This is a genomic window from Brevibacillus sp. MER 51 (assembly GCF_023714195.1).
GTDB lineage: Bacteria > Bacillota > Bacilli > Brevibacillales > Brevibacillaceae > Brevibacillus.
This window is the reverse complement of the sequence record NZ_JAMAUS010000019.1, coordinates 1-15,379: the sequence shown is the minus strand read 5'-3', so window position 1 is coordinate 15,379 and position 15,379 is coordinate 1. Positions and strand designations below refer to the sequence as shown.

At 47.6% G+C, this 15,379-nt stretch carries 13 protein-coding genes; 11 read left to right on the top strand and 2 right to left on the bottom strand.

Annotated elements, in window-relative coordinates; translation table 11 throughout:
* Positions 1–148 precede the first annotated feature (148 nt).
* The gene (locus tag M3630_RS26650; RefSeq protein WP_173608954.1) at positions 149–403 is read left to right on the top strand and encodes a hypothetical protein; all 255 of its coding nucleotides are present in this window, start codon (positions 149–151) and stop codon (positions 401–403) included.
* A 49-nt stretch (positions 404–452) separates the two neighbouring features.
* Here the strand turns inward: M3630_RS26650 and M3630_RS26645 are convergent, their stop codons facing one another.
* Positions 453–1,745, bottom strand: a complete 1,293-nt coding sequence (locus M3630_RS26645; protein ID WP_251254092.1) for a dicarboxylate/amino acid:cation symporter — start codon at positions 1,743–1,745, stop codon at positions 453–455.
* 247 nt (positions 1,746–1,992) lie between these two features.
* Between M3630_RS26645 and M3630_RS26640 the strand changes: the two genes are divergently transcribed.
* From M3630_RS26640 to M3630_RS26630, 3 genes are all read left to right on the top strand, one after another.
* Complete coding sequence (locus M3630_RS26640; RefSeq protein ID WP_251254091.1) at positions 1,993–2,727, top strand: stalk domain-containing protein; 735 nt, start codon at positions 1,993–1,995, stop codon at positions 2,725–2,727.
* A gap of 213 nt (positions 2,728–2,940) precedes the next feature.
* On the top strand, positions 2,941–3,630 hold the full coding sequence (locus M3630_RS26635) for a response regulator transcription factor (protein WP_173608951.1): 690 nt from the start codon (positions 2,941–2,943) through the stop codon (positions 3,628–3,630).
* On the top strand, positions 3,596–5,050 hold the full coding sequence (locus tag M3630_RS26630) for a HAMP domain-containing sensor histidine kinase (RefSeq protein WP_251254090.1): 1,455 nt from the start codon (positions 3,596–3,598) through the stop codon (positions 5,048–5,050). Before M3630_RS26635 ends, M3630_RS26630 begins: the two co-directional genes overlap by 35 nt.
* 5 nt (positions 5,051–5,055) lie before the next feature.
* Here the strand turns inward: M3630_RS26630 and M3630_RS26625 are convergent, their stop codons facing one another.
* The gene (locus M3630_RS26625; protein ID WP_173608949.1) at positions 5,056–6,105 is read right to left on the bottom strand and encodes a DctP family TRAP transporter solute-binding subunit; all 1,050 of its coding nucleotides are present in this window, start codon (positions 6,103–6,105) and stop codon (positions 5,056–5,058) included.
* A gap of 99 nt (positions 6,106–6,204) precedes the next feature.
* Here M3630_RS26625 and M3630_RS26620 point away from each other — a divergent pair, with 99 nt between their 5' ends.
* The 7 genes from M3630_RS26620 (at position 6,205) to cdiI (ending at position 15,139) form a co-directional block, all read left to right on the top strand.
* Positions 6,205–7,776 carry an ATP-binding protein gene (locus tag M3630_RS26620; RefSeq protein ID WP_251254130.1) on the top strand — a complete coding sequence of 524 codons (1,572 nt, stop codon included), beginning with the start codon at positions 6,205–6,207 and terminating at the stop codon, positions 7,774–7,776.
* Positions 7,763–8,524 (top strand): response regulator, encoded by a 762-nt coding sequence (locus tag M3630_RS26615; protein ID WP_251254089.1) that lies wholly within the window; start codon positions 7,763–7,765, stop codon positions 8,522–8,524. Before M3630_RS26620 ends, M3630_RS26615 begins: the two co-directional genes overlap by 14 nt.
* On the top strand, positions 8,511–9,878 hold the full coding sequence (locus M3630_RS26610; RefSeq protein ID WP_221867515.1) for a sigma-54 interaction domain-containing protein: 1,368 nt from the start codon (positions 8,511–8,513) through the stop codon (positions 9,876–9,878). Before M3630_RS26615 ends, M3630_RS26610 begins: the two co-directional genes overlap by 14 nt.
* A 49-nt stretch (positions 9,879–9,927) precedes the next feature.
* Positions 9,928–10,857, top strand: a complete 930-nt coding sequence (locus tag M3630_RS26605) for a S66 peptidase family protein (protein ID WP_251254088.1) — start codon at positions 9,928–9,930, stop codon at positions 10,855–10,857.
* A 207-nt stretch (positions 10,858–11,064) separates the two neighbouring features.
* Complete coding sequence (locus M3630_RS26600) at positions 11,065–11,439, top strand: DUF4280 domain-containing protein (protein ID WP_251254087.1); 375 nt, start codon at positions 11,065–11,067, stop codon at positions 11,437–11,439.
* A gap of 37 nt (positions 11,440–11,476) precedes the next feature.
* Entirely contained in the window at positions 11,477–14,728 is a 3,252-nt protein-coding gene (locus tag M3630_RS26595) for a CdiA family toxin C-terminal domain-containing protein (RefSeq protein WP_251254086.1), read from the top strand.
* Between the two features lie 9 nt (positions 14,729–14,737).
* Positions 14,738–15,139 carry a ribonuclease toxin immunity protein CdiI gene (gene cdiI / locus M3630_RS26590; RefSeq protein WP_251254085.1) on the top strand — a complete coding sequence of 134 codons (402 nt, stop codon included), beginning with the start codon at positions 14,738–14,740 and terminating at the stop codon, positions 15,137–15,139.
* Positions 15,140–15,379 lie beyond the last annotated feature (240 nt).

The following is a 15,379-nucleotide window of genomic DNA, read 5'->3' as shown; positions in this document are numbered from 1 at the left end:
CGAAATGACATCATTTTTCTTTAAAATGAAACATTTTTATTAAAAAATGACACACTTATAAACGTACAGGAATATCAACTTTCCTCTAAAGGGCAGTCGCTCCTCCATGAGCCGGCTTCGAAAGAGGTTATTTTAAGGATGATGAAACATGGCGAACAAACAGTATCGATTAACAGAAGCGGAATGGGTCTTTATTCAAGACATGCGGTCCATGGAGATGGATGAGCTATTGGACATCGTGATCGCATTGCGCAATGAGGTAAGGGAGTTGGAGAAAAAGGCGGAGCTGATCAGAGAGCGCGAGAAAGAGGGCTGGCAGGAGGAGTATCAGGCAGCACAGAAGCGAATTAATCACCTGCGCCAATTTGAGGTGGAGCTTCGTAAAACATGGCCAAATGACTAAAGCAAAAAGAGGTTCTCTCGGGAATAGGAGAACCTCTTTTTTATCTGGACTAGGCCATAATCGGTTTTGCCTCTGACTCGTTGTCCGTCTCGCTGGCAGTTTCATCTGTTTGCTGAACGCGTCCCGGATGGAACTCATTTTCATGCTTGGCTATGACCACGGCAGCTACGCCATTTCCGATCAGATTCGTGATGGCACGAGCTTCTGACATGAATCGATCGACGCCGAGCAAGAGGGCAATGCCTTCGACCGGAATGACAGGGAAGGCTGCCAAGGTAGCGGCGAGTGTAATGAAGCCAGAACCTGTGACACCGGCAGCCCCTTTTGACGTAATCATCAGAATTCCTAAAAGAGTGACCTGTTCCCAAAAGCTGAGCTCGATGCCATATGCCTGGGCGATAAAAATGGCAGCCATAGATAAATAAATAGAGGTGCCATCCAGGTTAAACGAGTATCCCGTCGGTACGACCAGACCGACAACGGATTTGGAGCAGCCGTACTTCTCCAGCCGATCCATCATTCTTGGAAGAGCGGACTCTGAGGAGGATGTTCCGAGCACGAGCAGGATTTCCTCCCGAATGTATTTGATAAACGAGAAGATGCTGAATTTGTAGTAGCGCGCGATCCCGCCCAGAACGAGAATAATGAACAAAAACATTGTGATGTAGACAGCCGTCATCAAAAGGCCCAGTCTGGTCAGCGACCCGATGCCGAATTTCCCAATCGTGTACGCCATCGCGCCAAATGCAGCTACTGGCGAGACCTTCATGATCATATTGACGACACCAAAAAATCCGTGTGTCAGCTTGTCAAACAGCTTGATGACAGGCTGGGACGCTTGCCCCATGGCAGCGAGTGAGAGACCAAACAGGACAGCGAAGAACAGAATAGGCAACAGTTCGCCATTTGCCATCGCCCCGACGACATTTTCCGGGATGATCTTCACAATAAAATCGATAAAACCGTTGTTACTCTGAGCAGCAGCCTCCGTGTACTTGGAAACGTCCCCGCTGGTCAGTCCCGTTTTGTCAAAGCCTACCCCAGGCTTGATCAGGTTGACCACGAGCAGTCCGATGGCCAATGCGATTGTGGTAACGATTTCAAAATAGAGCAGCGCTTTGCCGCCGATCTTACCGACCTTTTTCATGTCTCCCATACTGGCGATTCCATTTACCACGGTGAAGAAGACAATCGGTGGAATGACCATTTTGATCAGTTTGACAAAAATATCGGCCAACACCTTCAGCTCTGCGCCGAATTTGGGTGCAAAATGACCAACTAAAATACCGAGAATGATGGCTATAACGACCTGTACGGTCAGATTTTTAAAGTTGATCCGCATCGAATCACTCCTCCTCCAAGAATTGAAAGCGCTTTATCCCTCTCTTTTGCATTGTATAAATGGTGTGGAAAATTGAAAATGATACGGTCATATTGGTTGTTTTGGTCCTTTTGGTCATAGAAAACCCCTCAAATTGGAAAGGAAAAAATCAATTGTTGACATACTCTCGACACGAACGATAGGTAAAGTAAGAGATGTACATAGTGACACGAAAGAAACAGACAACCGGGAGAATGGAGGATTTTCTATGTTCAAGAAGCAATATTTGGCGATTGCCTCAGCGTTGATTCTGTCTACCACACTTATTCCGACGAGCTCTCAAGCGGCTACTGGAACGAAGAATCTGCAAGCTAAGTACAACAACATTAAAGTTATCTATAACGGTGCAGCTGTTCCAACAACAATCGAACCATTCATCGTAAACGGAACCACGTACATTCCACTTCGCATGATGGCTGGCGTATTCAGCAAGGATGTAGCATGGGATGGCGCGAAGTACACCATCACAGTAAAAGACTTGCCTAACTCCCAACACGCAAACGAGTTGGCTGCACGTGATGCTCAAATCAGAAGTCTGCAAAACACCATCGATAGCCTGAACAAAGAGATCACTGATTTGAAAAACAGCAAGAAGAATAACAGTAGCAAAGACGATGACGATCTGGACGATCTGGAAGACGATCTGAATAACTACTACGATGACTACAAAGATATCGAGTGGAAGATCTCTCTGAGTGGCGACGAAGATGATATCGATGTAGAAATCCAAGTTGACCGTGAAGAATTCGAAGATGAATATGAGGATCTGGATGAATCTGATTTCGAAGAACTCGTGGAAAAAGTAGTGGAAGATATTTGGGATGAGTTCGAAGATGCAGATATTGACGGTGAAATTGTCGATGAGGATGACGATAACCTGTATGATTTCTCCGCTGACGCTAGCGATGGAGATATCACTTTTGAAGGTGACGTTATCAACTAACTTCCCGCAAAGTGGGGACGTTTCTCACAAAAAAAGCCTTGCTCCTTTTCACAGGATGCAAGGCTTTTTTCCTATTTTCCAAAAACATCAAAGCCAAATTTTAATACAAGGTTGTAAACTGATAGAATAGAAGTACGTAGATGATTAGAGAGACCATGCGAGAGAATTCTCGAATAGGAATGATCATATGTCTGTAAATCAGGTAGGGAAGATATGAAAAGCATTTTGTTGGTAGAAGATGAACTGGTGATATCGCGCGTGCTGAAGGCTTACTTGCAAAAGGAAGGGTATGAGGTCTTGCAAGCGAACGATGGAATCAAGGCGATGGAGCTTTTTGACGAAAAAAAGCCGGATCTGGTTCTGTTGGATGTCATGCTCCCTGAACGCAACGGTTGGGAGATTCTCCAGTACATTCGCGAAAAGAGCTCCTGTCCAGTCATTATGATGACGGCGCTCGGTCAAACAGACCAAAAGCTCAAAGGACTCAATCAAGGGGCAGATGACTACATAACGAAGCCTTTTGTCGCGGATGAAGTAATTGCACGAGTCAATGCGGTGCTGCGCCGCTCTGTTATTTTGGTGAAAGATCAGGAAACCCGACTATTTGGAAGCTTAAAAATAAACTTTCAGTCCCATCACGTGACGCTTCACGGTCTCGAACTGACGTTTCACCCGCGCGATTTGTCCTTGCTGCTTTTTCTGGCACAAAATCCGAATCAGACCTTTACCCGAGAGCAATTGATCGAACAAGTATGGGGAATGGACTATGGCGGGAGTGACCGTGCTGTAGACCTGGCGATCAAGCGGGTCAGAAAGACACTGGAGAATTGGCCAGTTCAGGAAGGCGAGATCAAGACGCAAAGAGGGGTTGGGTATCAATTCTGTGTTTATAAAAAACAATGAGCCCGTATCGCTGCTGCGCTATTGGACCACACGCTATCTACTCACCCTCGTGATCGGATTGCTCATCATTGGGGCTGTCTCTGCCTATTGGATCAAGTACGCCGCGATTGAAAAGCAGATCGAGGTCACGCGACTGTTTGCAGAGGAAGTGGCTGATCGGGTCGTGGATGATGTTGGAAATATTTTGGTGGGGGAAAAACTTCATCAGGTATTGGATAATCGGCGAAAGTTTATGGGTGTGGATCGCAATCTGATTTTATTCATTGAAGATGTAAAAGGAAAGGTCGTATACAGTCGGCCAACCAAGCTTCCGCCTCCATTGCAGCAGGCAGCACCTGAGTTGTTGGAGCAGGCAGATAAGCGGGATAAAGTGAGGCATCCGTCAGGTGAGACCCTGTATGTAATCAGGAAAAATTTGGAGTTCAATGACCAAATCATTGGCAAGGTGATCTTGCTTTTCCCCGAAACAGATATCAAGGTAGGGAAAGAGGAAATCCAATATTTGGTCATCATGCTGGGGAGTTTGGGTGTGCTTGGCTGGGCGGTTATTTATTTTCATGCGCGCAAGCTGTCTGAACCGATTCAAAATGTGGTGATGTCCGCACGACAGATCGTAGAAGGAAACTACGACGTCTTGCTCAATAAAACGATCAAGGAAAAAGAAATTCACGAGCTGGTGCATACATTTGCGGAAATGGCCGACCGTCTTCGGCAGTTGGAAAGCATGCGAACAGAGCTTTTGGCTGGAGTGACACACGAGCTGAAAACTCCCGTTACGTCGATTAGCGGATTAATCCAGGCAATTAACGACGAGGTGGTTTCCGGTGACGAGCAGAAGGAGTTTTTGGAAATCTGTCTGAAGGAAACAAAGCGCCTGCAAAAAATGGTAGAGGATTTGCTAGACTTCAATTCATTTGCCGTAGGAGCGATCACTGTTTGTCAGGAAGAGCAAAACGTGAACAAGCTGATCCGCGAGATCGCCTCACAATGGCAGATTGTCCACGACCTCGGTCACATCACGTTTACCGTTAGGGTTCTGGAAAAGCAGACAATGATCTATGTCGATCCGGGCCGTGTCCAGCAAATCTTGATTAACCTATTGAACAACGCGAAACAGGCTGTTGGTGAGAAGGGGAACATAGCGCTCACTCTGTACAAAACGGATACAGATTTACGAATCGACGTCAAAGACGATGGACCAGGAATACCCGCAAAGGAACAGCCTCTTGTGTTTGAGCGTTTCTTCCGGGGTAGCAATAAAAAAGACAAAGTACGTGGACTTGGGTTGGGGTTGTCGTATTCTCGCATGATGGCGAAGGCGCTTGGCGGTGATCTCCTCCTCGCAAAGAGCACGTCAGAGGGATCGGTTTTTACGCTCATTTTGCCTATGCGCAAGGACCAGAGCGAGGAGATTGTTTGAGAGCTTCACCGGCGTTGGTGGAGCTCTCTGATTTTCTGCATCAATGGTTCTCCGATGCTCGGAGCGAATTGATCGTAGACTGGCTGCAACGCTTCGATCCAGGCCGCACGTTCTTCTGCTGTCTGTATGTGGATGTTCATTCCCCCGTTTTCTTGGAGCAAGCGTAGCTGTTTGTCATTCATCGATACAGCCAATTGATTATTGTAAGCTGTCGCTTCCTGCATCGCTTCCGATATCGCCTGCTGAATATCGGCGGGGAGATTGTTCCAAAACGTTTTATTAATCACCACAGTGTAACCCAAATAACTATGATTGCTGATCGTCATGTGCTTTTGAACTTGGTAGAGCCTTTTGGTGTACACGTTGGAAATCGTATTTTCTTCGCCGTCTACTTTTCCGGCAGCCAGCATGCTGTATAATTCATTGAAGGAAGAGCCTACAGGGATTGCCCGGAGCGTGCGAAATTGAGCTTCGATCACGTTGCCAGGAATAATCCGCAAACGTTGGCCGACAAAATCGGAAGGCATAATCAACGGGCGGTTGGCTGTCACTTGCTTAAAGCCGCTTCCCCAGAAGGCCAGTCCTTTCATGTCGGAATCTTCGAGCTTATCGAATAGTATTTGGCCGATTTCTCCATTGAATACGGTTTCGACGTCCTCTTGTGATCGAAACAGATAAGGCAAATCAAGGACAGCCCATTCGGGAATCGTGTTTGACAGATAGGAGAACGCAGGGGCAATCATCTGGATTTCGCCGTTTTGCAAAGCAGTCATCTCGGTTTTCTCGGTATGAAGGATACTGTTGGGAAAGACTTGTACCTCTACACGTCCGTTTGTCTTTTCCTTCACGAGCTGGGAAAAGCGTTCGATAGTGAGACCCTTCGGCGTGTTTTCCGCGATTACGTGGCTGAACTTGATGATAATTTGACTGGACAGCCCTACCTGTTCTTCATCATACCCTCTGTTTTCCATCAGAGAATCTGGTCCGAAGCCTATAATGACAGCGCTCACAAGTCCGAGTATAACAATGAATGTACTGGTTACCAATGATTTCATTTTCAAAACACCTGCTTATGTTGAGTGAATGTGAGTTGCAAACCCAATGGAAAGGAAAGAACGAACCTGTTCGAACGTTTAACAATCAAATGGAAAATTATGCTGCTCTCCGTCGGAATCGTTCTTTTTTCCTTGATCATCGGAAACTTGATCATGGCCGGAGGGATTATTCGGATTACGGAAACCCAACTGGGACAACGGCTGATGACCACAGCGCGCACGGTTGCGACGATTCCGAATGTACAAAAAAGCATTCAGGAACCAGACGGATGGAAGGTGATCCAACCGACAGCAAACAACCTGCGCGTCGTCAATGATGTGACGTATATCGTCGTGCTGAATATGGAGCGTGTCCGTTATTCAGACCCATTAGATGGGCGGATTGGTACGGTGTTTATGGACCCTGCGGTTGATGAGGCCTATGCCGAGCACTCCTATTTTCAAAAAGTCAAAGGAGAGATGGGAATGGCTCTGCGGGCCTACGTGCCGATCATGGATGACCAGCATCAGCAGGTGGGTGTTGTCTTGGTCGGACGTGTCATGCCTGATGTTTGGGGGATCTTGTACAGCGAGCGAAACAATATTGCACTGACCTTTTTCTTCTCCTTATTGTTCGGGGTGTGGGGTTCCTATCAGTTGGCCCGTCACATGAAAAAGCAGATGCTCGACCTGGAGCCGGACGAAATCGCGCGAATCCTGGTAGAGAGAACCGCAACCTTCCATGCCATGCATGAGGGAGTCATCGCCATCGACAATCGGGAGAGAATTACGATCTTTAACGACAGGGCGAAGCAAATTTTTGGCATCGAAGGAGAGGTGCTGGGCAAGCACATACGGTCTGTCCTGCACGACACCAGATTACCAGAAGTGCTGGAGCTTCGCCAGAATTTTACCAACACGGAAATTCACGTAGGCAATACACTGCTCTGGTCCAACCGTTTTTTGATCAAGGTCGAGGAAAAGATCGTCGGCGCGATTGCCATTTTTCAGGACAGAACAGAAGTGGCGAGAATGGCGGAGGAACTGACAGGCGTAAAAGAATTCGTCGGTGCGCTGCGGGTACAAAACCACGAGCACATGAATCATTTGCATACCATCGCAGGCTTGCTCCAGCTCCAACAGCATGAAAAGGCGCTTGCGTATTTGTTCGAGGTCAACGAGCAGCAGGAGGAGCTCATCTCCTTTTTAACGACGCGGATCATGGATGAGAATTTATCAGGGCTATTGATTGGCAAAGTAAGTCGCGGAAGAGAGCTGGGTATTCGAGTTGTGATTGATCGCAGGAGTCATCTGGAACGTTTTCCGCCGTACATGGATCATCATAATTTCGTGCTCATTTTGGGGAATCTGATTGAGAATGCCTTTGATTCACTGGAGCAAATCGAACGCGAGGAGAAGGAGATTATGATCAGTATCGAGCAAGACGAAGAGATTTGCTCCATCCTGGTGGAGGACAATGGAATCGGCATGGACGAAGAGACGCGCCGACACATGCTGGAACGGGGATTTTCTACGAAAGAACGCGCGCACCGTGGACTTGGTCTGCATCTGGTGCAGCAGTTGGTCAATAAAGGGAGAGGCGAGCTGGTTTGCCATTCGGCACGCGGAGAAGGGGCCAGCTTTCTTATAACGTTTCCGATGGGGGTGGTGGAGAGTCATGGAGAAGGATAACGATTACATTCGCGTACTGATTATGGAAGATGATCCGATGGTACAGGAAATTAACAAGCAGTTCATTGAGCGCGTCCCGGGCTTCGTCGTGGTCGGAATTGCAGCCAACGGGGCAGATGGACTCAAGCTAGTGAATGAGCTCAATCCTGACTTGGTGATCATTGATATTTTCATGCCGATCCAGGACGGGGTGAAGGCGCTGATGGAGCTGCGTGCCGCCAAACATGCAGTGGACGTCATCGTCGTGACAGCCGCAAAGGACAAAACCACGATTCAATCGATGCTGCGCAATGGGGCAATGGACTATATTATCAAGCCGTTCCAGTTTGAGCGGATCAAGCAGTCGTTGGAAAATTATCGAGAGTTTCGCCGACGGATTGATTGGGAGGGAACCGCATCCCAGGATGAAGTCGACCAACTGCTATTCCGCAAAAGTCCGGAAAAAGAACAAGCCGATGCCACTATTGGTAAGGCAGTGCTGCCGAAGGGACTGCACGCTGTCACCATGGAGCAGATCATGCGCCAGATCGAGAAAGAGAGTCAGCCGCTCTCGGCAGATGACGTGGCCGAACGCGTAGGGATCGCAAGAGTAACAGCCAGACGTTATTTGGACTATCTGGAGAAGAGCGGGAGTGTCAGAATGGATGTCAGCTATGGTGGGGTAGGCAGACCGACGAATCGCTATGTACGTGTCACTCCACAAGATGCGGGGGGCACGGGAGGTAAGGAGCGCCATGGTCGATTATGAAGCCTTGTTAGGCTCGCTGTTTGATATCGTGCACGTAACAGACGCAGAAGGCAGGACCTTGTTTTGCTCGGGAAGTTATGAGGAATTTTTCGGAATCGATCCCAGGGAGATGATGGGCAAGCCGATTGAAGAGTTTTATCATCACGGTTATTTTGCGCCAACGATCACGTTGCGGGTCATTCGTGACAAGAAAAAGATACACACGATTCAAACCACCCGCAAAAATCGCAAGCTTTTTGTGGAAGGTACACCGATTTGGGATCAGGACGGGAATTTTAACGGAGTGATCCATACGTTCATTGATATAACGAGCCAGGAGCAACTTCAGCAGGAATTAAATGAAGTCAAGTACGTCGGGACGGTCTTGCAGAGTGAAATGACCAAGGAGAACAACAGGCAAAAAGGAGAGACTAGCTTGATCTACCGCAGTCAGTCCATGGAGCAAGTCGCCATGATGGCAAAAAAACTGTCGCAGGTAGAATCATCCATGATCCTGCTAGGGGAATCAGGCGTCGGAAAAGGCGTACTGGCAAAATACATCCACGAGTGCAGTCCGCGAGTGGACAAGCCATTCGTGCATATCAATTGCGGAGCCATTCCCGAGACATTGCTGGAGTCAGAGCTGTTTGGTTATGAAAAGGGGGCTTTTACGGGAGCAGACAAGGATGGCAAGGCAGGTTTGATTGAAAAGGCAAACGGAGGCACGCTGTTTTTGGACGAGATCGGGGAGATGTCACTCTCCTTGCAAGTGAAGCTGTTGAATGTGTTGCAAGAAAAAACGATTACGCCCGTAGGCAGCTCTGTTTCGCGAAAAGTCGATGTAAAGCTGATCACGGCGACGAATAAAAACCTGCGGCAAATGGTCAAGGAAGGCAAGTTTCGCGAGGATTTGTACTATCGCATTCACGTCGTCCCATTGGAAATTCCACCGCTGCGCGAACGACAGGAAGAGATACCCGTGCTCGTTCATTACTTTCTCAATGTCTTTTCGCAAAAGTACTGCTTGGAGAGACAGCTCGCAGATACCTGCTATCGCATCCTCAGTGAATACGATTGGCCTGGCAATGTGAGAGAGTTGGAAAATGTAGTGGAACGGCTCGTCGTCACGTCTCACGATACCCTCATTACGCCCGCGCAAATTCCGCGTTACATACATAACCAAGAGTACAGGGAGCACAAGGGGATCAAGGTTGATCGTGTAATGCAGATGCAGGAGGCAATGGACGAGGTGGAGCGGCAGCTCGTGCACCGGGCGTATGAGCAGCATAAAACGACGACAAAGGTAGCGGAAGCGCTCGGAATCAGCCAGCCGTCTGCAAGTCGCAAGCTGCGAAAATGGCTATGCACCATTTGACACAGATGTACGATAATGGGGAGAGAACCCGGAGGAGGAGACTGGACAGATGAACAAAGGGAAAGCATTGCGAGCGGGCGATACAATCGGAGTAGTGGCAACCTCTAGCCCTGCTACAGAAGAAGTGCTGAACAAAGCAATGGCAGAGCTGCAAGGTTTGGGATACAAGGTGAAAATATCGGATACGTGCCGAGAATCGTACGGTGGGTATTTGGCGGGAACTCCTGAGCAACGAGCGGCTGAGCTAAATGCCATGTTCGTCGACGAGGAAGTAGACGGGATCATGTGCATGCGTGGCGGTTACGGTTCCCCGCAAATCCTGTCTTTGCTCGACTATGACCACATCGCCCAAAACCCGAAGCTGTTTATCGGCTACAGCGACATTACGGCGCTGCATACCGTTTTTGGACAGCGTGCGAATCTGGCTACCCTTCACGGACCGATGGCTACCTCAGACATCGCGCATGGATTGGATGACTGGTCCAAGCAATATTTGCTGCGCGCCATGACTCGCCCCGAGCCATTGGGAGCGATCATGAATCCGCCGGGGGAAGAAATCGTCTGTCTCGTCGAAGGTCAGGCAGCTGGACCTGTAGTCGGCGGGAATCTCGCCCTCGTCTCCGCGTTGATGGGGACCCCGTACCAGCTCGATACGAGAGGCAAGCTGTTGTTTTTGGAGGATATCGACGAGGAGCCGTACCGGATTGACCGCATGCTGACACAGCTTGCTCAGGGTGGCTTGTTTGATGATTGTGCGGGCGTCGTCATCGGGACATGGACCGATTGTGAGCCGAAAAAGCGCGAAGGCTTCTCTGTCTGGGATGTGTTTCAAAATATCGTCGTACCGTACGGAAAGCCGACCATCTGGAACATACAGATCGGGCATGGCGCATGCAACATTGCTCTCCCTCTGGGCGTAGAGGCCAGTCTCGACGCGACAAACGGTGAGCTGGTGATCGAAGAAAGTGTAACGATATAACGAGATTGCTTTTTCTTTCAAGAAGGCTTCCCCAACTATCGCAGAGTTGGTGGAGGCCTTTTTGGGTTATTTTGAAAAATAAGGAAACAGGACGTTTGACCCATAAATCATTTTCCAATTTATCCCGATTATTAGATGGAATGTAAAAATAAGACGAAATATGGAAGTTGCTTGCGGAGGATTTTTTGGGAAGGGGAGATAGGTCTAATGATGCTAGCGTTACTTCAAGCACTTGCTATGGGGCTGTTCAGCCCCGAGTACTCATATGTCGTGCGGGGAGCGACCCTCAAGTGCAGTCAGGGAACCGACCCCGGCGTATTGAATTTACCCTCGTGCCATGGCGTTTACAGCCTTGGCAAGCCTGTCATGAATGTCGCCGATCACGTCCCCGGCGTGAATATCGGATGCTTTGGGTTTTGCAAAGCAGCAGGAGGTGATGAGTGTGTACCACAGACGTTCTCGAAATGGACAGATGGAAAACACGATGTGCTCATCGACAATGAGCATGCCTTGCTGAGCAGGTCGCAGCTGGTTTGCAATCGTTCGGGCATCATCACGATTGAAAAAGACGGTCAGGATTGACGCTTATCGCGCTTGCCAGAGAAGGAGGGGGGAGAATATGCAGCGTACAAGCGGCGTCATGACCTATCAGGATATAAAAGTCGTTTGGCCATATGGACCGATACGGTTAGATCAGCTGGAGTTCGTCCATCAAACAGGCACGCATGCCAAGCTCACGATCACAGGAATTGTCCCGGAAGACAAAGAGGACGAGATCATCAATCGTGCCGGCACCCACGATCCCATCGAGCTGTACAAGGTGGAAGGCGGGGAAAAACAGCCGATATTCATGGGGCGACTGGATCATGTGGAAATCAAGGTCGTACGGGACATTCACTACGTCACAATAAAGGCCGTTTCGCATACATATGCGTTGGACATGAGCGTGAAAACACGTTCGTTTCAACAGGTGAATAGGTTGTACCGGGATGTCGTAGACGAAATCATGTCCATCTATCACGGTGGGGATGTCATCGATCAAGCCTTCGACGACCGCCAGCAGGGCAAATTCATCATGCAGTACGAGGAGACAGACTGGACCTTTTTAAAGCGAATCGCGTCCCATGTCGGAGCCGTGCTCGTACCGGATTTGAGTGCACATAAGGTGCGCTTGTGGATCGGCATGCCGGAGGGACGCAAGCGAATCAAGCTGGAAGAAGAATCACCATATGAGGTCAACCGGGCCATCGCACCGTACATGAAAAAGGCCGCAAACGGCTTCTCGTCTGTCAGCGAGTACCAGTACACGACGTACGCCTTCGATTATGACGACCTGCTCCAAATCGGGGATGAGGTGCAGCGGGAAGGGCAAACGTTTGTCATTACAAAAGTGACTGGGAAGCTGGAGCAGGGACTCCTGAGGTGGAGCTACGTATGCGCCGTGCCGGAAGCCGTCAAGCAAACGAAGCTGTACAACAAGGCCATCATCGGTGCGGCGATCGACGGAAAAGTGATTCAAATCGGACGGAATCAGGTCAAGCTTCATCTGAATATGGACAAAAAGCAAGAGCCAAGCAAGGCCCAGTGGTTCCCGTATGCAGCGGAAGGCAACCAAATTTTGTACCTGATGCCCGAGATCGGGTCGAAGGTAAAGCTGTATTTCCCAAGCGCCGATGAAGACGACGGCATGGTCATGAACTCCGTGCGCCATGCGCCCAAAGGAGCGGCCGCCGAGAAGCAGGAGCGGCAAATGCAGGACCCCGGTGTGAAGACGTTTGGGAATCCGCAGGGAAAAGAGTTTACGCTCGGGGATAAAGAGCTGACGATGACGGCCAAGGAAGGGATGCTTTACATCTCGATGAACAAGGATGTTGGCGTCAGTCTGAAAAGCACCTCGAATGTGAATATCAGTGCGAGTGGGGCGCTGAATCTGAGTGGGGCGGCTGTGTATTTGTCCGGGACTGAGAGCTTGAACGTGAAAACATCGTCGGATACGATAGAACTATTGGAGGAAAACAAATCCAGCAGTGAGGAAATTAAGCTGGAGGCGACCGTTCGTCAGGCGTTTCCGAGAATATTAAGTGCGTTTGAAAAGGACGTTGAGGAAAACGGTTTGGCTGCCGTCATGTTGCGCAGAACTGTCAACAACCAGCTTGCTGAGGCGAAAGGAAAGTTAGATGGTCTCGGAGATACCTTGTTAGGCTTGTGGAATGTGGTAGTAGATGCCGGAGATATTGCGTCGACCGCGTTACCAACATCGTATCTGGTAGACGCCATTTACGAAGGGGTGACTGGGGAAGAGCGACCTTCTCTCCTCGAACGAAATGATCTCGCGAGAGGAGCTGTAGAAACCGCTACGAATGCAGTTAATTACGTGGGAGATACGGTAACGGGCAATAAATCGTGGGAACAAATCAAATCCGATGCAAAGTCATTTGGACAAGGGCTATACGATGACTATATCGACCCATTCGCAAAAGACGCCCAATATGATCAAGATAACTTGTTTAACGGCGGTCTGTGGACCAGATCAGAAGAAGAGAGTTATGCAAAGGGCCAGAATGAGTTTAAGAAAGACATGGTGGTTGCAGAGGTAGCGGTAAGTGCTCTTAGTGCTGGTACAGGTACAGCCGTTACGCGGACAGTGAAACTGGCCAATAAGCTGGATGGGCCGAATGGCAAGAAAAAGTCTGGTGACCATGAGGGAAATGGGAAAAGTGTCCTTTTGCCTAATTCCAGTATTGATGATGCAATGAGCGCCATCCTTAAGGATGGAAAGCTAAAGACGCATGGTAAGAGTTTTGCAGAGTCGATGATTGAGTTACAAGAGAAAGTTGATAAGTTCCTCAAGCAGATGAATGGTGTGTTTAATGGAAGAATTGTCGTTCTCAGAGATGCTGTTACAGGTCAGCCTATGGTTTATTGGATGCGGCATGATGATATGCCTGGTAGCACTGGAGGCGGTCGTGGCAGTAATCATCTCAATAGTGATGCAGGGAATGGTAGAACTGGTCATGTTGAAAAACCTCTCGACACTTCCAATAAGAAGGGTTTACCAAAGGTAGTGAACGGAGATTCTGGGCATTCCAATCATTCTCCATCGTTGAATAGTAAGGCAGATGGTACGAACAAAAATAATTCTCAAGGAAGTAATAAGCCAGATAATGAGGCAAGGACAGGACAAGCTCAACATGCTGAAAAACCTCTCGACATTCCTGATGAGAAGGATTTACCAAAGGTAGTGAACGGCGGATCTGGGCATTCGAATCATTCTACGCCTCCTAAGGGGAAGGGTGATAGTACTAAGAAAAATGATCCTCAAGGTGAAAAGAAGCCGGATACTGAGGGGACGGGTAATCTTAAGTATAAAGAAGGTTACTATGTTGAACATTTAACCGGAGAAGTTACAAAATGTACGGACTGGAAAGGTGTCAGCGGTGGGCATAATTATGAGGAATTTAAGAAATTCTTTGACACAAATGGGAAATATGGATATGAAGAAATAGGAAGAAAAGAACATCCAGATATCCCGGGAATATATGATATTGAATATAGATTAAAGGTTGAAGTAAAGAACTACCAAGGAAAAGGAACAGGGGAGTATAAAGTTATACCAAAAGAAGATAAGCCACCTCATAAGAAAACCATATATGACCCTACTGTAATCTCTAATGACGATATTGTTCGATTAGGAAAAGAGGCAATGGAAGAAGGTATAAAATCGCAAAGAGTCAATCAATTGAAAAGCCAAGCAAATAAGCAAATAATCCGAGGAGTTTCAAGTAATGGATTGAAGTTTGAAGGGATAAAAAATATTGATACTGGAGAAATCGAGAACTTTTATCCGGTATTGAAATTTGGAGAAAATTAAGGAGATAACATGATGAACACTGTTTACGACGATAAAAATAAGTTGATTCTCATGTATGAAGAAAAAGGACTTGAAAAAGGCTCAGTCATTGATGTTCTTGGTGATTTTGTGTTGGAACATGATATTGTTAAGGTATTAGAGGGTTTTTTAAACGAGTATATTGAGAGACGAGATTATATGGGAGTAATCTATTCAGATGAATACGATGTTGGGGATGAAGGTTATTTTGGCGAGAATAGGGTTTTGTTTTATTATGGAGTAGATGATAATTATGATATTGTCAGTTATAAAGAATTATATGATTATTTGCAGGTAGCGTGTAATTTCTATATTGAAAAGAACTCAGATAAAAAAGATGAGATAAACGAATATTTATTAAGAATTAAATCCAAATATGGTATTGAAGAATAGTGGTTGGGTATGGCGATTAGTGGAGGGCTGCACGATATTGTGTAAACTAATTTACAACTCCAACAACAAGATCGTACATGAGTGGTATGAAAGATTTGTAGAGAGGGAGCCTAGAGTCTGTAAAATATTCTGTGTAAACTCTCAACCTCTAAACTACAATTAGTCTTAGAAAGGTTGGGAGATTTTTATGATGTCAAAAGAGCAGATCAAGCAGTGGATCAAAGAGAAAAACATGAAGTC